This is a genomic window from Hydrogenothermus marinus, assembly GCF_003688665.1.
Lineage (GTDB): Bacteria > Aquificota > Aquificia > Aquificales > Hydrogenothermaceae > Hydrogenothermus > Hydrogenothermus marinus.
On sequence record NZ_REFO01000010.1, the window covers coordinates 176,331 to 200,959 of the forward strand.

The 24,629-nt window shown below is 25.5% G+C and carries 21 protein-coding genes and 1 tRNA gene; 17 read left to right on the forward strand and 5 right to left on the reverse strand.

Annotated features, from left to right (window positions below; all coding sequences use genetic code 11):
* The first annotated feature begins 1 nt into the window (after window position 1).
* From CLV39_RS01345 to CLV39_RS01375, 7 genes are read left to right on the forward strand one after another with little or no spacing between them, the layout of a single operon-like run.
* The gene (locus tag CLV39_RS01345) at window positions 2-976 is read left to right on the forward strand and encodes a tetratricopeptide repeat protein (protein ID WP_121922434.1); all 975 of its coding nucleotides are present in this window, start codon (window positions 2-4) and stop codon (window positions 974-976) included.
* Window positions 966-2,447, forward strand: a complete 1,482-nt coding sequence (gene pelF / locus CLV39_RS01350) for a GT4 family glycosyltransferase PelF (RefSeq protein ID WP_121922435.1) — start codon at window positions 966-968, stop codon at window positions 2,445-2,447. Before CLV39_RS01345 ends, pelF begins: the two co-directional genes overlap by 11 nt.
* A complete protein-coding gene (gene pelG, locus CLV39_RS01355; protein ID WP_170145577.1) occupies window positions 2,435-3,811 on the forward strand; it encodes an exopolysaccharide Pel transporter PelG in 1,377 nt (458 codons plus the stop codon). Before pelF ends, pelG begins: the two co-directional genes overlap by 13 nt.
* Window positions 3,786-6,482: an endo alpha-1,4 polygalactosaminidase gene (locus CLV39_RS01360; protein ID WP_121922437.1), complete on the forward strand. Its 2,697-nt coding sequence runs from the start codon at window positions 3,786-3,788 to the stop codon at window positions 6,480-6,482. The genes pelG and CLV39_RS01360 overlap by 26 nt, the downstream gene beginning before the upstream one ends.
* The gene (locus CLV39_RS01365; protein WP_121922438.1) at window positions 6,469-7,413 is read left to right on the forward strand and encodes a tetratricopeptide repeat protein; all 945 of its coding nucleotides are present in this window, start codon (window positions 6,469-6,471) and stop codon (window positions 7,411-7,413) included. Before CLV39_RS01360 ends, CLV39_RS01365 begins: the two co-directional genes overlap by 14 nt.
* Window positions 7,414-9,003 (forward strand): tetratricopeptide repeat protein, encoded by a 1,590-nt coding sequence (locus CLV39_RS01370; RefSeq protein ID WP_121922439.1) that lies wholly within the window; start codon window positions 7,414-7,416, stop codon window positions 9,001-9,003.
* The gene (locus CLV39_RS01375) at window positions 9,003-11,024 is read left to right on the forward strand and encodes an SPOR domain-containing protein (protein ID WP_121922440.1); all 2,022 of its coding nucleotides are present in this window, start codon (window positions 9,003-9,005) and stop codon (window positions 11,022-11,024) included. The genes CLV39_RS01370 and CLV39_RS01375 overlap by 1 nt, the downstream gene beginning before the upstream one ends.
* Here CLV39_RS01375 and tsaD read toward each other — a convergent pair.
* From tsaD to CLV39_RS01390, 3 genes are all read right to left on the reverse strand, one after another.
* On the reverse strand, window positions 11,021-12,031 hold the full coding sequence (gene tsaD, locus CLV39_RS01380) for a tRNA (adenosine(37)-N6)-threonylcarbamoyltransferase complex transferase subunit TsaD (RefSeq protein ID WP_121922441.1): 1,011 nt from the start codon (window positions 12,029-12,031) through the stop codon (window positions 11,021-11,023). The two genes, CLV39_RS01375 and tsaD, sit on opposite strands and share 4 nt — an antisense overlap.
* Window positions 12,032-13,252, reverse strand: coding sequence for a S41 family peptidase (locus CLV39_RS01385; protein ID WP_121922442.1), 1,221 nt, complete (start codon window positions 13,250-13,252; stop codon window positions 12,032-12,034).
* Window positions 13,253-13,482: 230 nt separating this feature from the next.
* Entirely contained in the window at window positions 13,483-15,204 is a 1,722-nt protein-coding gene (locus tag CLV39_RS01390; protein WP_121922443.1) for a lysophospholipid acyltransferase family protein, read from the reverse strand.
* A gap of 150 nt (window positions 15,205-15,354) precedes the next feature.
* On the opposite strand from CLV39_RS01390, the gene CLV39_RS01395 reads away from it, so the two are divergent.
* The 9 genes from CLV39_RS01395 (at window position 15,355) to CLV39_RS01435 (ending at window position 22,500) form a co-directional block, all read left to right on the forward strand.
* On the forward strand, window positions 15,355-15,759 hold the full coding sequence (locus CLV39_RS01395; RefSeq protein ID WP_245960270.1) for an OsmC family protein: 405 nt from the start codon (window positions 15,355-15,357) through the stop codon (window positions 15,757-15,759).
* 4 nt (window positions 15,760-15,763) lie between these two features.
* Window positions 15,764-16,015 carry a hypothetical protein gene (locus CLV39_RS01400; RefSeq protein WP_121922445.1) on the forward strand — a complete coding sequence of 84 codons (252 nt, stop codon included), beginning with the start codon at window positions 15,764-15,766 and terminating at the stop codon, window positions 16,013-16,015.
* Complete coding sequence (locus tag CLV39_RS01405) at window positions 16,012-16,299, forward strand: YtxH domain-containing protein (RefSeq protein WP_121922446.1); 288 nt, start codon at window positions 16,012-16,014, stop codon at window positions 16,297-16,299. Before CLV39_RS01400 ends, CLV39_RS01405 begins: the two co-directional genes overlap by 4 nt.
* Window positions 16,300-16,302: 3 nt before the next feature.
* The gene (gene gatA / locus CLV39_RS01410) at window positions 16,303-17,757 is read left to right on the forward strand and encodes an Asp-tRNA(Asn)/Glu-tRNA(Gln) amidotransferase subunit GatA (protein ID WP_121922447.1); all 1,455 of its coding nucleotides are present in this window, start codon (window positions 16,303-16,305) and stop codon (window positions 17,755-17,757) included.
* Complete coding sequence (locus CLV39_RS01415) at window positions 17,754-18,683, forward strand: AAA family ATPase (RefSeq protein ID WP_121922448.1); 930 nt, start codon at window positions 17,754-17,756, stop codon at window positions 18,681-18,683. Before gatA ends, CLV39_RS01415 begins: the two co-directional genes overlap by 4 nt.
* A 116-nt stretch (window positions 18,684-18,799) precedes the next feature.
* Window positions 18,800-19,543 carry a DUF58 domain-containing protein gene (locus tag CLV39_RS01420; protein WP_121922449.1) on the forward strand — a complete coding sequence of 248 codons (744 nt, stop codon included), beginning with the start codon at window positions 18,800-18,802 and terminating at the stop codon, window positions 19,541-19,543.
* Window positions 19,536-21,431, forward strand: coding sequence for a transglutaminase family protein (locus CLV39_RS01425; RefSeq protein ID WP_121922450.1), 1,896 nt, complete (start codon window positions 19,536-19,538; stop codon window positions 21,429-21,431). The genes CLV39_RS01420 and CLV39_RS01425 overlap by 8 nt, the downstream gene beginning before the upstream one ends.
* A 1-nt stretch (window position 21,432) precedes the next feature.
* A complete protein-coding gene (hemH, locus tag CLV39_RS01430) occupies window positions 21,433-22,371 on the forward strand; it encodes a ferrochelatase (protein WP_121922451.1) in 939 nt (312 codons plus the stop codon).
* A gap of 56 nt (window positions 22,372-22,427) precedes the next feature.
* A tRNA-His gene (locus CLV39_RS01435) sits at window positions 22,428-22,500 on the forward strand.
* A gap of 135 nt (window positions 22,501-22,635) precedes the next feature.
* Here CLV39_RS01435 and CLV39_RS08640 read toward each other — a convergent pair.
* Window positions 22,636-22,857: a carboxymuconolactone decarboxylase family protein gene (locus CLV39_RS08640; protein ID WP_211325012.1), complete on the reverse strand. Its 222-nt coding sequence runs from the start codon at window positions 22,855-22,857 to the stop codon at window positions 22,636-22,638.
* Window positions 22,858-22,949: 92 nt separating this feature from the next.
* Between CLV39_RS08640 and CLV39_RS01445 the strand changes: the two genes are divergently transcribed.
* Window positions 22,950-23,198 (forward strand): hypothetical protein, encoded by a 249-nt coding sequence (locus CLV39_RS01445; protein ID WP_121922452.1) that lies wholly within the window; start codon window positions 22,950-22,952, stop codon window positions 23,196-23,198.
* On the opposite strand, the gene bioA is transcribed toward CLV39_RS01445, so the two are convergent.
* Window positions 23,195-24,565: an adenosylmethionine--8-amino-7-oxononanoate transaminase gene (gene bioA / locus CLV39_RS01450; protein ID WP_121922453.1), complete on the reverse strand. Its 1,371-nt coding sequence runs from the start codon at window positions 24,563-24,565 to the stop codon at window positions 23,195-23,197. The two genes, CLV39_RS01445 and bioA, sit on opposite strands and share 4 nt — an antisense overlap.
* Window positions 24,566-24,629: the final 64 nt, after the last annotated feature.

A 24,629-nucleotide genomic window follows, 5' to 3' on the forward strand; every position in this document is an offset into this window, starting at 1 on the left:
ATTGCAAAAAGAATACATATATTTTAGCATATTCTTTGAAATAGTTGGGATGGCAAATTTTTTGATATTTGATAATATATTTTCTATTTATGTTTATATAATTTTTCATTTAATAGCTAGTTTTTTTATTTCTTTAGTCTTAACTCCAATATTTGCTATTAAATTAAAAAAACAAAAAGTAAAAATAATAATATTACTAACTACTTTTATATTTATCACTTCAGTTATAGGAATTATTTTATCTATTATATATGTATTATTTTATAAAACTTCAAAAAAGAAAAATCTAAATATAGATATATTAGAAACAGAAGATTTAGAAGAACATATTCCTATAATAAAACGAAGATTAGGAGAAGGCTCCTTACAAAACTTCAATAAAAATTTACCAGAACATATAAAGCTTAATATTCTATCTTTGCAAAAAAGATTAAAGTATCCAAATAAAGGTGTAATTTTAAAAGAAGCTTTTTCAGATAATAATGATGAAATTAGATTATTAGCTTTTAGTATCTTTTCAAAAGAAGAAGATAATATAAATAAAAATATATTTGAATTACAAAAGAAACTAGAAAATGTAAATTCTAAAGAAGAAAAAGCAGATATATATAAAAATATAGCTGTTTTATATTGGGAAAGTATATTCCTTGGTATTGTAGATGAAGAATTAAAAAATTACTATTTGGATTTGTCAAAAGAATATTTTTTAAAAGCTCTTAGCTTAAAACAAGATCCAGAAATAAAATTTTATCTTGGAAGAATCGCTTTATTAGAAAAAGATTATAAGCTTGCAGAAGAATATTTAAGTAAAGCTTATGAATTAGGAAATAGAAAAGTTATCCCTTATCTAATGGAAATCTATTATGAAAAAAAGGATTTTAAGAAAATTTTTAATTTAGTTAAAAATATTGATTTATATTCTATACATCCAAATTTTTATTTTAATTACAAGGTATGGTCTGAAGATGAAATCTAATATAGATATACTGATAATTGGAGAAGGAACATATCCATATATAAGAGGAGGAGTTTCTTCTTGGATTCATCAATTAATATCAGGTCTTCCTGAGTTTAAATTTGGAGTTTTATTCATAGGAAGTAGAAGAGAAGATTATGGAGAAAAAAGATATAAATTCCCTGATAATTTAGTTTATTTTGATGAAATATATATTTTTGATAAGGAAGAACTACCTATACCTAAAAGAAGAAAACTAAAAAAAGAATATTACCAACAAATAGAAACAGTTCATAAATCCTTTAATAAAGAAGGTAATAATTTAGATGCTATTAATAGACTGATTGAAAATATATCTTTAGAAGATTTTCTCTATTCAAATGTATCTTGGGAATTTATAGTTAATACTTACTTGGAAAAATATGAAAATGAATCATTTATTGATTACTTTTGGACAATTCGTAATATGCATATACCCCTGTGGGAAATATTTAAGGCTATAAATCGTATTCCAAGAATAAAGATTGTTCATTCTCCTTCAACTGGTTATGCAGGCTTTTTAGCAGGACTTCTTAAACTCAATAGAAATATCCCTTATATACTTACAGAGCACGGAATATATACAAGAGAAAGGAAAATTGATTTACTTACTTCAGATTGGTTTTCCACTAGAAGAAGATTCCTTAAAAGTATGGAAGAATCTTCAGGATTAGAATTTGTATGGAATAAATTTTTTGAAAGTATAGGAAGATTTAGCTATTATACGGCAGATAAAATTTTATCATTATATGAAAAAGCTAGACAGATACAAATTGAATATGGAGCACCTAAAGAAAAGACAATGGTTATACCTAATGGTGTAAATATAGATAGATTAAAATCATGTTTAGAAAAAAGACCTTCAAAAAATCCAAAAGTAATAGGTTTAATAGGAAGAGTTGTTCCTATTAAAGATATAAAAACATTTATAAAAGCTATGAGAATTGTTGTAAATAAAATACCTGATGCTGAAGGATGGGTTGTTGGTCCAACAGATGAAGATCCTGAATATTATGAAGAATGCAAAAATTTAGTAAAGGTTTTAGATTTAGAAAAAAATGTAAAATTTTTAGGCTTTCAGAATATATTAGATATTTTCCCAAAAATCTCTGTAAATACTCTTACTTCTATTAGTGAAGGAATGCCTCTTTCTATATTAGAAGGTTTTGCTGCAGGTGTTCCTGCAGTTACTACAGATGTAGGTTCTTGCTTTGATATTATATATGGTGGACTAAATGAAGAAGATAAAAAGTTAGGTAATGCTGGTTTTGTTTGTAAAGTTGCAGATGCTAAAGATTTAGCAAAACATTATATAAAACTTTTAGAAAATGAAGCCCTTTGGAAAAAATGTCAGCAGGTGGCTTTAGAAAGGGTTAATAAGTTTTATACTCAAGAATTATTTTTTTCTAATTATAAAAAATTATATTACGAGGCTTTATCTTGGCAGGAATAGGTTTTGAATTAAGAAAAATACTAAAGAAAAATAAGATAAGTTCTTTATTTGAAGCTTATGGATATGCTGCTATCTTATCTGCAGGTGGATGGGTAATATCTATTCTGGCAATAATTTTAGTTGGACTTATCAATATATCAATATATGGAAATTCAGCTGATATTATAAAATTTCAGGTAAGTGTTACATATCTAATTTCTTTAAGCTTAATATTATCTGGCTTTCATCAGTTAGTTTTTACAAGATTTGTTGCAGATAGAATATATGAAGGTAAAGAGGAAGAAATTGTACCTAATTTTTTTGGTATTTTAACTCTAAATACTGCTTTGTCTTTATTATTTTCCATTATTTATATTTATTTATTTTTAAAAGATGTAAAAAATATATATTTTGTTACTACTTTTTTATTTAGTTTGATTTTACTTTCTAATCTTTGGATAATAAATATTTTAGCTATAAGTGTAAAAAAATATAGATATGTTGTTTTGTCTTATTTTTTCTCATATCTATTAATCATAGTTTTTTCATATTTTATAGGTTATTTTGGATTAGCTTATTTGCTTATTTCTTTTTTCTTAGGAAATTTAATATTATTTATTTTATTGCTTTATTTAATTTTAAAAAATTATCAATTTTTTGAAGTTTTATCTTTTGATTTTATAAAAGCTTATAAACAATATTTTCCATTAGCATTAGCAGGTTTTTTCTTTAATCTTGGGATATGGGCTGATGAATATATATTTTGGTATTCACCATTAACTGGTGAAGATATAATTGGAAAGATTAGATCATCTGTCGTTTATGATTTACCTTTGTTTTTAGCTTATTTATCAATTATTCCAGGTATGGCTGTTTTTTTCTTAAGATTAGAAGCAGATTTTGCTGAATATTATGAAAAATATTTCAAGGGTGTTGTAGAAGGAGCTACATTAGAAACCTTAGTTAGATTTAAAGAACAGATGATAGACATAGTTAGAATTTCAATAAAAGAAGCCATAGTTTTACAAGGTATATTCAATATTATACTCTATATAACTGCACCTTTAATTTTTTCTATATTCAATTTACCTTCAGCTGCAATACCACTATTTTATATAGATATGATAGCCACGCAGCTTCAACTCTTAGTAATGAACATACTTGCTATTTTATTTTATTTAGATAGAAGATATGAAACATTGATTATTACAATAATAATGGCAGTATTTAACATTATTTTGCCAATAATAACTATAATATTAGGTCCCTATTATTATGGATATGGAACAGCTTTAGCAATGTTAATTGCTTCTACTATTGGTTTAATTTATTTAGATAAAGTTATGAGGAGATTAGAGTATGAAACTTTTATGCTACAAAGATAAACTAGTTATATTATTTGCCTTAATTATAATGTCTGAAGCATTTAGTAAAAATTTAGCCTTTTATTATGATAAAGACGTACCAGAAGAACTATTAAAAGTTTATGATTATGTTGTAGTTAATGTAGAAGATATTTCTAAGAATGTATTAAAAAAATATAATAAAAAATTAGTAGCTTATATAAGTATAGAGGAGGTTTCAGATAAAACAAAAGCTAAAAAAGAATGGATTTTAGGTAAAAACAAAAACTGGGATTCTTTAGTTACAGATATTAGAAATAAGGATTATAGAAAGTCCTTATTAAATAAAATAAAAAATTTTAGAAAAGAAGGAATAAATAGTTTCTTTTTTGATACATTAGACTCTTATCAATTAGCTTTAAAAAAGAAAGATTGGAAAAGTTATGAAAATGCTTTGGCAAATTTTATAATTGAAGTAAAAAAGCAATTTCCGAATTCAAAAATTTTCTTAAATAGAGGATTTGAGGTGTTTGACAAAGTTTATCCATATATTAATGGTGTTGTTGCAGAATCTCTATTTAGGGGATATAACGGGAAAAATTATTATGAAGTTTCAAAAGAAGATAGAAAATGGCTAATAAATAAATTAAATTACATAAAATCCAAAAATATTCCTGTTTATGTTATAGATTATGTCAAGCCAAATGAAAAAAATTTAGCAAGAAAATTAGCAGAAAAAATAGAAAAGTTAGGATTTATACCATATATTACAAACAAAGATTTATCAATTATAGGCCTATCTAATTTTGAGATATTTCCAAGAAAAGTTTTAGTTATTTATAAGACTAAGGATGATGTAGCATATTCTAATGCCCATAGATTAATTCAAATGCCATTAGAATATTTAGGATATGTAGCTGATTTAAAAACTCCAAAAGAGGCAATGCAGTTAAAACATACAATAGATAGATATGCCGGAATGGTAGTATGGCTTGAAAATGATATAGTTAAAAATTATGATAAATTTTATAATTGGATATTAAAAAGAATCAAAAATGGCAATAAAATTCTATTTTTAGGATATTTTGGATTTCCAGAAACGCAAAGGTATCTAAAGCCTTTAGGTTTAACTGCTGAAAATAACAAAGCTGGCTTTTTCAGTAAAAACAAAGTTATCTTTCAAGATAAAATTGTAGGGTTTGAAGAAAAACCTCCTTTAAACATAACTCCAGATAGCTTAATAAAAACCAATAAAGGAAAGCCTCTATTAATATTAAAAAATAGTAAAAATCAAGAGTTTCATCCTATTACTATAACACCATGGGGTGGATATGTTTTGGAACAATATTTGACTGTAGATGTTGGTGATATAATTAAATGGATACCAAATCCATTTGAATTACTTAAAAGAAGTCTTAGACTAAAACCTTTCCCTGCACCAGATTTTACCACTGAAAATGGCATGAGAGTTTTATTTTCTCATATAGATGGAGATGGTTCAGTTTCTCTTTGTGAATTTTGCCCTACCAAAAAATTTGCAATGGAAGTAATAAGAGATGAAATACTGAAAAAATATAAAATTCCAATAGGAGTATCCTTTATAGAAGCAGAAATTATGCCATATGGGGTTTATCCACAATACTCAAAAAAGGCTATAGAAGTGGCAAAATCTATTTATGCCCTTGATAATGTAGAACCGGCTTCACATACTTTTTCTCATCCATTTAAATGGATGGAAATTTCAAAGCTAAAAGATAAAAATGAAATTCCTGAAGGGTATAATTTAAAAATACCAAACTATAAATTTAGCTTATATAGAGAGATAGTTGATTCTGTAAAAAATTTATCTAAACTTTGTCCTCCAAACAAAAAAGTAAATATTTTATATTGGTCAGGCGATTGCAATCCTCCAAAAAAAGCTTTAAAAATAGCTTATGAACATAATATATTAAATATTAATGGTGGTGATACATACATAACAAAAGACAGGCCTTTTTTGTCATTAGTAGCTCCAGCCGGATTAAAAAGAGGAGAATATTATCAAATATATGACGGAGAACAAAATGAAGAGCTCTATACAGATGATTTTACCAAAAACTTTTGGGGATATAAAAAAGTAATAGAAACTTTCCAATTAACAGACAAACCAAGAAGATTGAAGCCAATTGATATTTATTATCACTTTTTTTCTGGAACAAAACTTGCAAGTTTAAATGCATTAAAAGAAGTTTATAACTATGCTTTAAAACAAGATGTAATTCCTATGAAAGTTTCAGAATATATTCTGAAAGTTCTTGATTTTTACCATAGTGCTATTGCAAAAGAAGGAGATTATTGGATAATAAAGACAGATAAAAATTTAAGAACACTCAAAGTTCCAAAAGGCTTTGGATATCCTAATTTAGAAACAAGTAAAGGTGTAATAGGTTTTTATCCATATAATGACCAACTTTATATAAGTTTAGATGGCTCTGGAAATTATAAAATAAAATTTACAGAAAATAGACCAAATCAAACTTACATAAAACAGACAAATGCAAGAATAAAAAAGGTAAATAAAAATGAATTTAGTTTAAAAGGGTATCAACCTGTAAAGGTAATATTTAACAAATTACAAAATTGCAAGATATATACAAAAAATAAATATAAAAAAATTAAGAATATGCTAATCTTCAACACGGAAAAAGTGGAGTTTAAGCTTGAGTGCAACTAAGGAAATTTTAGAAAATAAAAAAGTAATATCTAAATATGAACTACTCGCTATTATTATTTTATTTATAACTATTCTTATAATACTTTTTCCAAAAGGAAAATTGGAAACAATGATAGATATGGAAACAAGTAATTATGAAGTTTCAATTAAATATTTAGAAAGTTTATCAAAAGCATACCCAAAACATGCTTTTTTTAAAATAGCTCTTTTACGATTTTATTTAAAAACTGGTAAACTAAAAAAAGCAGAAAATTTAATTGAAAATTGTCAAAAAAACAAACAATGTATAGGAAATATTGGTTTTATTAAGAATAGTTATTTCGTTTATAAAAATCTATATTTTAAATCTAAAAATAAAAAATATTTAATAGAAGCGAAAAAATATTTAAGTTTAATTCTAAAGCTTAATCCTACAGAAACTAATTATGAATTTGTATTAAATGAAAGTAAATCTATGAATTTTGTAGATTTAAGCTATAAAACATTAAAAAAATTAGTAAAAATAAATCCTAAAAAAGAATACCTAAAAGATCTTCTAAATATAAGTCTATATTATAAAGATTATAAAGCTGCTTTAAATATCTTAGATATACTTTACAAAAAAGAAAAAAATATAAAATATTTAGAAAAGAAAGCACAGATTTATGAATACTTAAAACATTCAGAAAAAGCAAAAGATATATATTTAACTTTATTTAAAATTACAAAGAATGAAAATGTAAAAACAAAATACTTTTTGAAAGCAGTTTATATTCTTCTTTGGAATAAAAAATATAAAGAAGCTATAAATATAGCAAAAAGATATGAAAATTATTTTTTAAAAACAAGAAATAGATTAGCTTTGAAAAAAATACTTGATATTTATCTTCAAACTGGAAATTTAAAATTAGCAAGAATTTTATCATTAAAAATATTAAAGGTAATAAATTAAATGAAAAGAATAATTGTTTCTTTAATTTTAATAGTATTGCTAATAAATCCTGTATTTAGTAAACAAAAATTTGATTTACAACTTTATGAGCTTATGTATAAAAGTTTTATCTATACGCAAGATTTAGAACATGCTTATATTGTTGCAAAAAAAGTACTAAAAGTTATACCTTTTAGTATAAAATGGAGGAAAAGAGTTGCACAACTAGCTCTTTGGCTTGGAAAAACAGACGAAGCATATAAAAACTATCTTTATATTTACAATAAAACTAAAGATCCTTCTATAGAAAAAATACTATTTACCTTTTCTTATCCTGAAATTATTAATCTGAAAATACAAAAATATGAAACACAGGTAAAAAAAGGAAATTATCAAAATGCTTTAGAACTTGCAAAATTGTATGAATATACTGGTTATCCAGAAAAATCTCTAAAGTTATTAAAGCAAATTTATGAAAAAACTAATAAAAAAGAGTATTTATATGAATACTTAATCTATGCAACTAAATTAGGTGAAACTCATATTTTAGTTAAATATATTCAAACTTTAAAAGTTTTCCCTTTAGAAAAAAAATATGACATAGTATATCTTTTAATAGCAAAAGGATATTATGATAAGGCACTGGAAGTATTAAGATATGTGCAAGATTTACCAAAAGATAAAACTTATTATAATTTACTGCTATTTTTACTTTTGAAAAATCAAAAATATAAAGAATTTATAAAAGTAGTTAAATATCTTTTAATAAAACAACAGATTGATATTTCTTATATATATCCTCTTTTAGATTATTATTATAGGAAAAAGGATTTACAATCTTTAGAATTTATATACTCTAAAATCTATAAAATAAAAAAAACAAAAGCATTTATAAAAGAATATATAAATATACTTATAGAAAACAAAAAATTCCAACAAGCTTTAGAAATATTAAATGAAAACACGAGTATATTTAGTGATAAAGAATATCTGTTTTATTTAGCAAAAATTTATGCAGGACTAAAAAATAAAGAAAAAGTTGCCAAGATTTACAAAATTTTATTAAAAGATTATAGAGAACAACTTTCCCTAAATGAAAAGAAAGAGATTTTATGGTTTTTTATAGATAATTCTGAAGAATATTATAAGTTATTAAAAACATATCTACCTTTCTTTAAAAAAGAAAAAGATTTATATATAGAAGTTATTACTGCATATATGAATATCCAAGAATTAGATAAAGCTTATAGTTTAGCTAAAAAATATATAAATAAAGAGAAAAATAATTTATCCTTTTTAATATTATATGCAGATATATTAAACATACAAACAAAATTTGATGAAAGTTCTTATTATTACAATAAAGCATGGATTTTAGCTAATAAACAGCTAAGAATAAATCCAAATATAATAAACAATAAAGAATTTTTAAGGAATTATATTAGGCTTTCTTTCAAATATAGCTCACCTAAAAAAATAAAAAAATTACTAAAAATTGCAAAAAATACCCTTAATTATAATGAATACTTAAACCTAATATTAGATTATTATCTATATTTAGGAGAATATGATCCATCCTTTTATATTTACAACTATAAGAGGATTTTCTAATGTGGAAAAAATTATTATTAATAATTTTAATAACAGCTTTTAGTAGTTTTGCAGAAAGTTATATTAATATATATAGTATTCAAGTAATAAGTACAAAAGATATTAAAGAAGCAAAAAATGTTTACAAAAAAATTTCTAAATATCCATATGCAAGAATTGAAAAGATTGGCTCTTACTATGTTGTTAGAGTTGGTAATACAAGGTTTACAAAAGAACTAAAACCTTTATTAAAAGAGATTAAAAAATACTATAAAGATTCTTTTATTAGGATAGCTGATATTATTCCTGAAAGAATTATATTAGCTAATTTTAAATTTAAAAAAGAAAAAGTTAAATCTATGATTAAAGAAAAAAAACCTGATAATCAAGAAAAAATAAAAACTAAAAAAGAAGAAAAATTAAAATTTGTTCAAAATGTAAATAGTAGTTTGGTAGAAAGTTATATTAATATATATAGTATTCAAGTAATAAGTACAAAAGATATTAAAGAAGCAAAAAATGTTTACAAAAAAATTTCTAAATATCCATATGCAAGAATTGAAAAGATTGGCTCTTACTATGTTGTTAGAGTTGGTAATACAAGGTTTACAAAAGAACTAAAACCTTTATTAAAAGAGATTAAAAAATACTATAAAGATTCTTTTATTAGGATAGCTGATATTATTCCTGAAAGAATTATATTAGCTAATTTTAAATTTAAAAAAGAAAAAGTTAAATCTATGATTAAAGAAAAAAAACCTGATAATCAAGAAAAAATAAAAACTAAAAAAGAGGAAAAATTTAAAATAGTTAAAGATACAAAAGATATTTTGAGTTTGATTCCAGATATAAATATTAAAAATAAAACAGTAAAAATAGAAAAAACAGAAAAACAGAAAATAAAAATACAACAAGATAAAGTACTAAATATAGAAATTAATGAAATAGATAAAGATGGAATAAACAAAACATTAAAAAAATACAAAGATACCTTACCTTATAGAGATAAAGTTTATGCAGAAGATATTGTTGGAAGAGTAAATGAAGCATTAAATACTTCTTATAGAAACTTAAAAAGAAGTAAGGAAGATTACCTTGCATATAAACAATTTGTAGATTTATATACAAAATATTCAAACAGATTTAAATCTCATATTAATTATGAATATTTTGAAGATGTTTCAAGATTTTATCTTAAATATCAATTAAAAAAATATCTTTGGCTAAATAGTTATCTTTATATAGATAATGAAAATTATTTCACAAATTCTTATAAAAAAAGTAATTATAAAAAATTGCCAAGTATTGATAGTTTATTAACAATAGGAATAAAAAAAATATTTAATTCTTCAGATATAATCATAAAGTTAGGAGCAAGAAAATCTGTAGAATTATTTCCTATTTTATCTATAGATTATAATTTCAAAACTAATAAATACTGGGATTCTACTTTATCCTTAGGAATAAATCAAAGAGCAGAAGAAAGTAATCTTTCTTTTTATGGAGCATCTAAAACTAATTTAAAATACAGTACAACAATATCAATAAACTCAAAAAATGTTATATCTGGTAGTACTTCAATTAATAATTATTATTCTCAAGATTTTAAAGAAATAGGTAATGGTTATTACTTTGAATCAAGATACTTACATAAATATAGAATAGGATATCCAGATTTTTCTAATTATATTCAGCTATCAGGAGGTTTTTATAATGAAAAATCAAATAAAACAGGTTCTATCAATAAAATTTTAATAACACCAAATACACAAGTTTTACCTGATAATTTTATAGAAGCATGTATAGGTTCTTTGTTTGGAATTAATTATATTGATAGTTATAAAAAACAATTAAGACCTTTTGTGGACACAAATATTTGCTACAATACTGCTTATAACATCGGATATTCACTATTTTCTGGATTGGCTGGTGAAATGTTTGATAATGATAACTTATCTTTTGGAGTTTATATAGGTAAAGGATTTTTTGCAAATCCTTACACAATTTTTAGATTACAAATTTATTACACAAGATGGTTCTAAATCAATTCTACAAATTTATCCATTCTAATCCTTGCATAAGGTTTAAAGTCATAACTTACAAACTTACCTTTTTTAGCTCTTAAATATCCAGTATAAGCTACCATTGCTGCATTATCAGTACAGAGATATAAAGGTGGAAAATAAACTTTTATACCTTCTTTTTTTGCTTCTTCAGTTAGCTTTTCTCTTAATCTTTTATTGGCAGAAACTCCACCGGCAACAACTATATTTTTAATATTAAACTCTGCAGCTGCATTTAAAGTTTTTTTTACTAAAACCTCTACAACTGCTTCTTGGAAACTTTTGGCTATATCTTCAGGTTTATATTTTTGTTTTTCTACTTCTTTCAATACTGCAGTTTTTAATCCACTAAAAGAAAAATTATATTTATGTTGTGGTTTTCCTTTTAATAAAGGTCTTGGAAGTTCTAAAGAGCAGATACCTTTTTCTGATAACTTGTCTATTATTGGTCCCCCTGGATATCCTAAATTAAGCATTCTTGCAACTTTATCATAAGCTTCACCAACTGCATCATCTATTGTTCCACCAAGATATTTATAATCTTCAAAATTATTTATAATATAAAGCTCTGTATGTCCACCAGAAACAACTAAAGCTAAAAAAGGAAAATCTATTTTTTCTTCTAAAAAGTTTGAAAATATATGAGCTTCTATATGATGAACAGGTACTAAAGGTTTATCAATTGAAAAAGCTAAAGCTTTTGCTCCTACAACACCTATTACCAGAGAAACAATAAGTCCGGGAGCAGCTGTAAAGGCAATAGCATCTATATCACTTAAAGAAATATCTGCATCTTTTATAGCTTTATCTAAGACGGGCAAAATATTTTTAGTGTGTTCCCTTGCAGCAAGTTCAGGAAAAACTCCTCCCCATTCAGAATGTATTTCAATCTGAGAAGAGACTACATTTGAAAGTAACCCCTTCTCACTATCATAAATAGCAACTGCTGTTTCATCACAGGAAGTTTCTATTCCTAAAACTTTCATTTATATACTTTCTTTTGCAAAATTTAATATCTTAATAGCATTAATTGCCGCTTCAAGTTGAGGATCTTCTATTTTTATTTTTTTACCTTTGAGTTTAGCTTCTCGTTCTGCTTTCATTCTTTTAAGTTGTTCTTCTTGAGATTCATGCACAATAATATCAGGCATTATTCCTTTATACATAATCATTTTTCCACTTGGAGTGTAATAATGAGCTGTGGTAAGTTTTAATCCAGAACCATCTGGAAGTGGCATAAGTGTTTGAACAGATGCTTTTCCAAATGTTCTATCTCCAACAACTAAAGCTCTATTATTATCTCTTAATGCACCAGTTAATATTTCAGAAGCACTTGCAGAACCTCGGTTAACAATTAAAACTATAGGAATTTTTGGATAAATTATAGGTTTAGATTCAGAATAATATTTTTCATTACTACTTGGTATTCTTCCTTTTGTATAAACAATAAGTTTACCTTCAGGAAGAATCATATCTGCAATAGTAACAGCTGCTGATAAAAGGCCACCAGGATTATTTCTTAAATCAACAATAATTCCTTTTTTGTTTTTAAATTTTTCTAAAGCTTTTTCAAATTCTTCTGCAGAATTTTCTTGGAATTGGGTTAATCTGATATAACCTATATCATCTTTTAACTGTTTTGTTTTTACACTTTTTACATGGATAATATCTCTTACAATTGTTACATCAAAAGGTTTTTCTACTCCTTTTCTTAAAATAGTAAGAGTTACTTTTGTTCCAGGTTTTCCTCTCATTAATTTTACAGCTTGCATTAAAGTCATTTTTTCAACAGGCTTTCCATCTATTTTAAGAATAATATCTCCAGCTTTTAATCCAGCTCTCCAAGCAGGGGTATCCTCAATAGGAGCAACAATTATAAGTTTATGATTTTCCATAGTTATTTCTATCCCTAAACCACCAAATTCGCCTTTTGTTTCTGTAGTAAACTCTTTAAACTCATCAGGAGTAAAGAATGAAGAGAAAGGATCCAGAGCTTGCATCATTCCTCTTAAAGAACTATAAACAAGTTTTTTAGACTCTACTGGTTCTACATAATAATCTTTAACTAATTTAAAAACATGGGTATAAAGACCAAGTAATTTAATATCTTCTGATCTATCGTTTTCTGTTTTTGCATTAATACCAAAAGTAAATCCTGCAAAAAATAAAATTAATATTCCAGATACTAAAGCAAGTTTATTTTTCAAGGTTTATCTCCTTATAATTTTTATTTTTTATATTCTATTTTAAATGAAAATTCTTTTAAATTCTTAATAAAAACAAAAAATCCAATTACCATTATAAATATTAATGATAAGGTAGATACCAGAGCTATTTTCTTCTTCAATATTTATCTCCTAAAAATTTGTTTATTTTAATTTTAAAACAAATATAAGATTTATAAAATAACTAACAGTTTGATTAGATTTTTAGAAAATTATAAACGGAGATATCTTTTCTTTTTTGAAGGTTTAAGATAATTTAAATCAACAAATATAAAACCATCTACACAATTATTGAAATTTTCATCTATTCCAAAATCATGGAAAGCTACTCCTTCTCTTTCACAAGCTTCTGTATACTGTTTATATAAAGTTGGAACAGAAAATCCTAAAAAATTAAGTTCTCTTTTTAATGTTAAAAAGTCTTTTTTATAATCATTTCCTTCAAATATATACTTACAATACTCAACTATATCTTTTGGTATATAAAAAGGATTTTTATGTTTTACAAGCTTTTCTTTAGGACTAAAATATAATTTATAAAAATAAACAATTAATGATTTGGCTTGTAAAGTTAATCTATTACTTAAACTTACAGGACCAAATAAATATTTTATATTAGGATTTTCTCTTATATAAGCTCCAAGACCTTGCCATAAATAATCAAGGGTTTTACTGTTCCAGTATTTTGGTTGAACAAAACTTCTTCCAAGTTCTAAGCTATTAGGTAAATATTTATGAAATTTTTCATCAAATCTAAAAAGGGTGCTTGTATATAAACCACTTATACCTTTTGATTCTACAATATCTTTACATACTCCTATTCTATAAGCACCTGCAATTTCTAAATTTTCTTCGTCCCATATAATTAGATGTTTATAGTAAAAATCATATTTATCAATATCTTTTCTATTTCCTGTTCCTTCACCAACAAAGCGGAATGTAATTTCTCTTAATCTTCCTATTTCTTTTATTACACTATTTTCAGTATCACTTTCATATAGGATTATACTTTTACCATCAAATGTTTTTCCTAAAAGTTTTCCATTTTTAATTTCTGACTTTATTTCATTTACTGGTTCTGGAAGACAGATACCTTTTTCTTCTTTAAATATACCTTTTTTATTTTTGGCAATTTTAAAAAGATGTTTTCTAATAAGTTTTACTTTCCTATCTGTATTTATACCTTGTATGTTATAGCTTTCATATGGTATTAAATTTCCTATTTTTACATTAACCTGTTTCTTTTTGAAATTAACAACCTCTCTTGGTAAAATTGCAGTAGAAATAGATTTATTTATCATAGATAAAGCATAAAACAATAAAGAATGTTTAGCTTTTATATGTATTGGTAAGATAGGAGAATATGTTTTAGACGCTATTTTATAAAATCCTGGTCTCCATTTTCCTTCTTTTATAACAAAACTTTTTTTAGAAGGCCTGCTTACTTCACCTGATGGAAATATTATAATTGCATGCTCAGAATTTAAATAATCTATCATCTCCCTAAAAGAAGATTTTTTTATAGATTCATTTACATTATCTACTTCTATTAATAAATCTTTTAATGGTTTTATATTTTGAAGGAAAGAGTTTGCTACAATTTTAAAATCTTTTCTTACATTTTTTATTATTTGTATTAGAAATAATGAATCTAACACAGAAGGATGATTAGCTATAATTACAACTCTTCCAAATTGAGGTATTCTTTCTAATTCTTTTGTATTTATCTTTATTCCTATATCTAAATAATCTAAAATAGAATCTACAAAACTAAAACTATCTTTATTAATATTTTCATTGAGAAATTTGTTTATCTCATCCTCGTAAAGAAAATTTTTTATTGTATTAATGATAAAATTTTTTAAAGGTTTAGGATATTTTTCTATATTCGGATAATGATGTATTAAAAACTCTTCAGCACTTAATTTATTCATAAAATTACCTCCCTTAAACTTATATTCTAATTTCTATTTATTAAAAATTTATTAAGTTTTTATTAAGTTTTTTTTAAGAAAATTATTTATTATGTACAATGTTTGTTTAGTGTATAATAAGATTTAAATTTGAATTGTAGGAGGTAAATGTTGGCACCAGTTAAAGAAGAAAAAAGAACAGTTTCTTTATCCTTAGAAGATGAAAAATGGCTTTCTAAAGCTTTAAATGCTGAAGAAATAAAAGATATAGATATATCAGATATGAAAGTAAAAGCTACAGACTTAATGTTAATGGCATTAGGATATTGTTTTGGTATAACTATTCAAGCTTATACAAACCATAAAGGTTATAAAATTGAAGATGTAAAAATAGAAGTAATTGGAGAAAAACATCCTAAGGAAAATAGATATGAGAGACTTTCTATAAATGTTTCCTTCAAATCTGATTTAACAGAAGAACAGATAACAAGGGTTATGGAAATTGGAAAAAGAGGATGCACTGTTGGAAATACTCTTGAAAAAGGAGCAATTATAGAAAAAAAATATATTGGGTGATTAAATGGAAGTTTTAAACACAATTTTTTTAGGAATTATTGCATTTTGTATGCTATTTATTACTATTGGTATAGTGGTAGCTCTTTTTATGCTATCAAATATTCTTAAAATTTTAAAAGATTTACTTTTAGAAGTTAAGACAGATTATAAGGCAGTTTCTCCTAAGGTAAGACGAGTTATAGAAAATTTAGAATTTACAACTTCTATTGTAGGATTACTTTCATTATTTAAAAGAAAAAAAAGAGGTGAAAAATGAGAAAAGGAGTTTTAGCATTTTTATTAGGAGTAATTTCAGCTTTAATAATTTCATATTTACTTTATAGAAATAGGAAAGAACTTAAAGAAAGACTTAAAGAATTAGAAGAATCTATAAAAGATTTAGAAGTAAAAGAAAAGATTAAAGGCACTGTAAATGATGTAATCAATACTTTAAAAACAAAGATTAATGAGACAAAAAATCTTCCAAAAGAAGAAACAGAAGAGATTTTAGATATTGTTGAAGAAAAAATCAAAAAATTAGAGGAAGTTGTTAAGGGGTAAGAAATGGATTTCTGGAAAAAATCTCTACGAGAATTATCAGATTTAATAAAAAAGAAAGAAGTTAAGCCTTCAGAAGTTTTAGCAAGTTTTATAGAAAGAAAAGAAAAGTTTGAGCCAAAGATAAATTCTTATGTTACTGATTTATCAGAAAAAGCTTTAGAAGAAGCTAAAGCAAAAGACGAAGAGTTAACAAAACTGGATGATATTCCAGAGCTTTTTGGTATTCCTATAGCAATAAAAGATAATATTTCTACAAAAGGAATAAGAACTACTTGTTCATCTAAAATGCTTGAAAATTATATACCTCCTTTTGATGCTACAGTAATAGAAAAACTAAATCAACAAGGATATATAATTACAGGAAAAACAAATCTTGATGAATTTGCAATGGGATCTTCAACAGAAAACTCTGCATTTTTTCCTACAAAAAATCCATGGGATTTTGAAAGGGTTCCAGGAGGTTCTTCTGGTGGCTCTGCTGCAGCAGTTGGAGCAGGTATTGTACCTGCAGCATTAGGCTCTGATACTGGTGGCTCCATTAGACAACCAGCTGCTTTTTGTGGAGTAGTTGGATTAAAACCGACTTATGGTAGAGTTTCAAGATATGGACTTGTTGCTTTTGCATCATCTTTAGATCAGATAGGTCCTATTACAAGAACTGTTGAAGATTCTGCAATTCTTTTAAATATTATTTCAGGAAAAGATGAAAAAGATAGCACTTCTTCAGATGTAGAAGTACCAGACTTTACTAAATATTTAAGACAAGATATAAAAGAGTTAAGAATTGGTATTGCTGAGGAGTTTTTCAAAGGATTAAATAATGAGATAAAAGCTCTTATTAACAATGCTATAAAACAATTAGAAAAAGAAGGAGCAGAAATTATTTATATATCTTTGCCAACAGTAGAGTATGCAATTGAGGCTTATTATATAATTGCTCCTTCTGAAGCATCTTCTAACCTTGCTAGATTTGATGGTGTTAGATATGGATATAGGGCAAAAGATTATAAAGATCTTGAAGAGATGTACTCAAAAACAAGAGATGAAGGCTTTGGACCAGAAGTAAAAAGAAGAATAATGCTTGGTACTTATTCTTTATCTTCAGGATATTATGATGCATACTATCTAAAAGCTCAAAAAGTTAGAACTTTAATATATCAAGAGTTTATGAAAGCTTTTGATAATGTAGATGTAATATTAACTCCAACAACGCCAGATGTAGCATTTAAATTAGGTGAAAAATCTAATGATCCTATTCAGATGTATCTATCTGATATATATACTGTTTCTGTAAATATGGCTACTTTACCTGCTATAAGTATTCCATGTGGATTTAAAAATAATTTACCTGTAGGTATGCAGTTTATAGGAAAACCTTTTGATGAAGGTACAATTTTAAAAGTAGCCCATTATTTTGAAAGAATGAATGATTTTTATAAAAAGTTTCCTGAGTTATGATAAAAAATGAAAAAATAAGGGAAGTTATTAATATATTATCTAAGTTTTTACATGGAAAAGAGGAAGCCATTAGGCTTTCCTTAATTACCTTTTTTTCAAAAGGACATCTATTAATAGAAGATTTACCGGGACTTGGTAAAACAACTTTAGCAATAGGAATAGCAAAAACCTTAGGCCTTTCTTTTGGAAGAATTCAGTTTACAAGTGATTTATTACCATCAGATATTATTGGAGTTTCTATTTTTAACAAAAAGACTGGAGAGTTTGAATTTCAAAAAGGCCCTATATTTCATAATATAGTTTTAGTTGATGAAATAAATAGAGCAACACCAAAAACCCAGTCAGCACTTCTTGAAGCTATGGGAGAAAAACAGGTTTCTGTAGAAAGAAAAACATATAAACTTGAAAAGCCTTTTTTTGTTATAGCAACTCAAAATCCTGTTGAACAATTTGGTACTTTCCCTCTTCCAGAATCTCAACTTGATAGATTTATGATGAAAATAAGTATAGGTTATCCTACAAGAAAAGCAGAAAAAGAAATTTTAAAAGGTGGAAGTAAAAGAGAAGAGCTCTATAATATAGAGCCAATTTTCAATAAAGAAGAAGTATTAAAAATACAAGATCAAATTAGAAATGAGATTTATATATCTGATAAAGTTATAGATTATATTCTTGATATTGTAGAATTGACAAGAAAAACAAAATTTCTTTATTCAGGACTTTCAATAAGGGGAAGTCTTTCTCTTGTTTATACTGCAAAAACAAATGCTTATTTTAAAGGTAGAGATTATGTAATTCCAGAAGATATAAAAGAGCTTGCTATTTATACAATCCCTCATAGAGTTATATTTAAAGAAGAGTTTGAAGAGAAAGACAAAAAGGAGATTATAAAATCTTTAATAGAAGAGGTAAAAGTCCCAGCTTAATAAAGATAACAAAAGCAGGTTGGATTTTTATTGGAATATCTATTATTCTTGGAATAGCAGGGGCAAATACAGGAAATAATCTTATATATCTAATAGATGCATCTTTTTTATCTTTTATGGGAATTTCAGGATTTTTTGGTAAAAGAAATATATCAGCCGTAGATATAGATATACAATTTTCAGAAGAAAAGTATGCAGGTAAGGAGTTTCCTTTAAAAATATTAATTAAAAATCAAAAAAGATTTTTACCGTCAATCCTTATAAAAGTTCATATAGAAGATAAACAGGTTTTAATTCCTTATATAAAAACAAGAACGACTGAAGAGATTGAGATTTTATATTTATTTGAAAATAGAGGAGTAGGAAAAATAGAAAATATTTATATATGCTCAGTTTTTCCATTTAATTTTTTTGTAAGATGTTTTTCCTTTAATAAAAAATTTGAAACTATAGTTTTTCCAAAACCTGAAAAATGCAGTTTATACCAAGAAACAAAAAGTAGCAAAAAAAGAGAAAAGGATATAGGAAAATTAAAGGCTTACGAAGGAGAGATAGGAGGATTAAAAGAGTATAATTTAGGAGAACCTATAAAATATATACACTGGAAACATTATGCAAAAACAGGGAAGCTTTTTGTAAAAGAGCTTTATTCTGATACAGATAGGCCTATAATTATAGATTTTGATAAATTAAAAGATAAAAATATTGAAAAATCTCTTTCATGTGCTACATATTTAATAAATAGTTTTTATAAGAAAAAAATTCCTGTTGGCCTTAAAATAGGTAATAAGATTTTTAAACCTTCTTTATCTTATGGGCATAAAATTTCAATGTTAAAGGAGCTTGCCCTTTATGTATAGTATAAAAGATATTGTCAATATATTTTCATATATTGCTTCAATTATTGCATTTTTATCTGTAATGAATTTTATAAATCCTATATACTCTATAATTTTTGCTTTATTTCTTGGACTTTCTTTTTACTTTGAAAAAAAACAAAAATTTCCAATAAAAAGAGTTTTCTTAAACATATTATCTATAGCTATTGTGTTATTTTCAGCTTTACAGGTTTCTTTGGAAAATCCTGTTGTACCAATAGTTGAAGCTTTAACTGTTTTACTTGGAATTAAATTAATAGAACAAAAAAAGTTTAGAGATTATATGCAGATATTTTTAATATCTGTGTTTTTACTTGCAGGTAGAGCTCTTTTATCTATTGATATTACTTTTTTAATCTATTTTTTGTTGCTTTTCTTTATAGTTTCAGTAGGAATTATATTTTTAACCTTTTATTCTCAAGAAGAAAATATTTATTTTACAAAAAATCAGTTTTTTTCATTATTAATAAAACTACTTGCAATACCTTTAATATCAATTCCTGCCACAATTTTTTTATTTGTAATACTTCCTAGAACAGATTATCCACTTTTAAACTTTTTAAATAAATCCAGTTCAGGAATTACAGGTTTTTCTGATAAGGTATCCCTTGGAGATGTATCAGATATTCAAGAAGATAACAGTATTATTTTTCGAGTTAAAATGCCAAAACTAAATAAAGAGATTTATTTTAGAGGAATTACCTTAGATTATTTTGATGGTAAAACTTGGCATAGAAGATATAAAAAACCTATAAAAATTTTTAGTATTTCAGGGGAAAAATTTAAATCAGTAGTATTTTTAAATCCTTATGGCCAAAATTATCTGTTTGGACTTAATTATCCTATAAGAGTTTACGGAGTAGATAATATCCTTTATTCAGATTTTACATTTAAGTCAAGAAAAACTATAAATAAAACAATAAAGTATGAAGTTTACTCAATATTAAAGCCAAAAATAAAACAAACATTAGAAAATAAATATATATACCTTCAAATTCCTAAAAATATTAACCCTAATATTATTAAGCTTGCAAAAAGATTAAGAGAAAATAAATCAGTTCCTGAATTTATAAAAAATCTAAAAACTTTTTTTAGAGATTTTAAATACTCGTTAAAAAATCTTCCAACAGGAGATGATGCCCTTTACAAATTTTTATTTAAAACAAAATCTGGAAATTGTGAATATTTTGCATCAGCTACTGCAATACTTTTAAGACTTAATAACATACCTGCAAGGGTAGTAATTGGTTATAAAGGCGGTGATTATAATGATTTTGGAGGATATTATGCAGTCTTTAATAAAAATGCTCATAGCTGGGTAGAGTATTATTATAATGGATATTGGAATACATTAGATACAACTCCTTCAGCATTACCTTTAGAACTTCAAAAAAAGGAATTATCTTTTTTATTTAAACTAAGACTAATGTTTGACACTATTAATTATTATTATATAAACTTTGTTATTGATTTTAATTTTCAAAAGCAAGTACATCTATTTAAATCTGTTTCAAAAAATATCTCAGATATAAAATCTCAAATCTATTTGATAATAGGATTTTTTAAAGAAAATATTATTTATATTTTGTTAAGTGGATTAATTTCCTTTGTAGGTGTTGTTTTATTTAGATATTATTCTATTCCTATAGAAGAAAGAATTTTAAATAAATTTTTAAAAAAACTTGAAAAGTATGGATATTTAAAGAAAGAAAATGAAGGACTTGAAGAGTTTATAAATAAAATAAAAGAAGAAGATTTAAAAGAAAAAGCAAATACTTTTGTAAAAGAGTTTGAAAGTATATACTATAAAGACAAAAAATTAAATAAAGAAGAAAAGACAAAATTAGAAAATTTAATAAAGAGGATTTGAGATGGCAAAAACAGGCGTTGTTCTTTTAAATATGGGTGGACCTGATAGCTTAGAAGCTATACAACCTTTTTTATATAATCTTTTTTCAGACCATGATATTATAGAAATTCCAAGATTAATACAAAAACCTGTAGCTTACCTAATATCTAAAACAAGAGCAAAAAGTACTAGAAAATATTATGAGTTAATGGGAGGAAAATCACCTCAAAAAGAACAAACATTAGAGCAAGCAAAAGAATTGCAAAAAGCATTAGGAGATAAATATAAAGTTGTTGTTGCAATGAGATATTGGCATCCATTTACAGAAGAAGCTTTAAATGAACTTTTTAAAGATGATATAGATAAAATAATCCTTCTTCCATTATATCCTCAATATAGTAGAACAACAACTGGTTCTTCTTTTAATGAATTTTATAGAGTTTTTAAAAAATTTAATAAAAATATTCCGGTAATAGAAATAAAAAGCTATTTTGATTATCCTACATATATACAGGCTTTAGTTGAAAATATAAAAGAAAATCTACCAGATTATAAAAATTACTACTTTTTATTTTCAGCTCATAGTCTTCCAGAAAAAGTTATAAAAGAAGGAGATCCTTATCAGCTACAAGTAATGAAAACTGTAAAACTTGTGATGAAACATTTTCCTGAAAATGAATATAATCTTGCTTATCAAAGTAAGATAGGACCTGTAAAATGGCTAGAACCTTTTACAGATAAAGAGATAGAAAGAGTTGCTAAAGAAGGTATAAAAAATCTTGCAGTAATACCTATATCTTTTGTTTCAGAACATTCAGAGACCTTATATGAACTTGATATTCAGTATGGAAACCTTGCAAAAGAAGTAGGAATAGAAAATTATGTAAGAATACCTACTTTACAAACTAGTAAAACTTTTATTAAAGCTTTAAAAGAACTTGTTGAAAATGTTAAAGGATAGAAAAATTTTTCTTGAAAAAAATAAAAAGTAAGATTATAATATATCTTCCTAATATGGAGGGTGTAGCTCAGTCGGTAGAGCACAAGGTTGTGGCCCTTGTGGTCGCGGGTTCAAGTCCCGTCACCCTCCCTTTACTGTTTTTTATTTTCCTTCCATAAATTCATCAATAGCTTTTTCAAGGGGTGTCATATACATGAGAGCTGGTCCTCCATGCATTAATACTGCTTGCATACCTGCTTCTAAAATCTCTTTCTTAGTTGCACCTTATTTTACTGCTTCTTGGGTATGTAAGGCAATACACCATTTACATTGAGCTGCTACTGCTAAGGCTACATTAATAAGAGCTTTATGTTTAGCATCTATTGTTCCTGATGCCTCTGTTAAAGTGGCAAACTTTAAAAATGTTTCAATTTCTACTGGAACTTCTTTTTTTAATCTTTCAATTAATTCTCCAATTTCTTTAAGTTTTTCTTTTGCTGATTCCATCTTAAAACCCTCCTTTATAACAGCTTTCTTCTTTTTTTAAAGATAAATCATTTATAATAAATAGGCAATAAAAAAATTTTTTTGAGGTTAAGGTGGCATTTAAAATTTATCAGATTTTATGGGAAGCGTTATCTGTAGCTTTACTTTTATATGGTGTATATCTATTTTATGCATTTTTATGGTTTTCTATCTCAGAAGTTTTGCATATGCCTGTAAATCAAGCTAAACTTATATCAGGTTTAGTAGCAGTAGGAATTATTTTATACTCAAGTTTTAAATGGTTTACAAAAAAATACAAAGATATTCAAAACTTAGAAGAAGGAGCTGAAAGCAAAGATTAGCTTTCAAGCTCTTTTATACTTTCTTTTAGGCTGTCTATAAAGTAATTTAGTTCTTCTTCTTTTATTACAAGTGGTGGCATTATTACCATTACATCTCCAAGAGGTCTAACCCATATACCTTTTTTTAACATACTTTTTGCAACTTTAAATCCTGTTCTTTCGCCATAAGGAAATGGCTCATTTTTTTCTTTATCTTTTACAAGTTCTACTCCTGCCATAAATCCAAACTGTCTAACATCTCCAACATGTTTTAATTCCCAAAACTCTTTTAATCTTTCTTCTAAAAGTTTTATTTTAGGCTGTAGTTTTTCTAAAGTATTTTCTTCTTCAAAAACATCCAAATTAGCTAAAGCTACATTGCAAGCTATTGGGTTTCCTGTATATGTATGTCCATGATAAAAATGTTTAGCCTCTCCAAACTCTCCTAAAAATTCTTTATAAATATCATCACTTACTAGTGTGGCAGCAAGTGGTAAATATCCTCCTGTAATGCCTTTTCCAAGGGCCATAATATCAGGTTCTACACCTTCTTTTTCACAAGCAAACATTTTGCCAGATCTTCCAAATCCTGTAGCAACTTCATCTACAATCATTAAAATATTATATTCATCACATATTCTTCTTATTTCTTTTAAGTATCCTTCTGGAAATGGAAGAATTCCTGCGGCACCTTGAACACCTGCTTCTAAAACAAATCCTGCTATTTCTTGATGGAGGTGAAATACAAAATCTTCTACTTCTTCAATTAAAAGTTTTGTTGTTTTATATTCTAAAGCTTTCTCTCTTCCTACTTTTTTTACTGCTTCAAGATATGGAGATGGCATTTTATAAACATCAAATAATAAAGGTTTATATTTTTCATGGAAAATATTTATTCCACCAACAGAAACACTTCCTATTGTATCTCCATGATAAGCTTCAGAAAGGGTGATAAATTTATTTTTTTCTTTTTCTCCTTTATTATGCCAATAATGGTATGCAATTTTTATAGCTATCTCCATTGCTTCAGAACCATCTTCACTATAAAAAACATGTTGAAGTTTTTTAGGAGTAATATCTACTATTCTTTTTGCAAACTTTATTGCTGGGATATTTGATGCTCCTAAGGTCGTAAAATGAGCTATCTTTTTTGTTTGCTCTATTACTGCTTGATTTAATTTAGGATGATTATGCCCATGAACATTACACCATAAAGATGCAACTCCATCTAAATATTTATTTCCATAAATATCATATATATAAACTCCTTCTCCTCTCTCTACAATAACATTCTCTTCTTCTTCATAAACCTTCATTTGAGTAAAAGGATGCCAGAAATATCTCTTATCCCATTCTTCATAAAGTTTTAATTCTTCTTTTTTTTCCATCTCATCACCTTTGATATATATCATCTTTTATTTTTATAACAATTATTATAATGTATAAACCTAA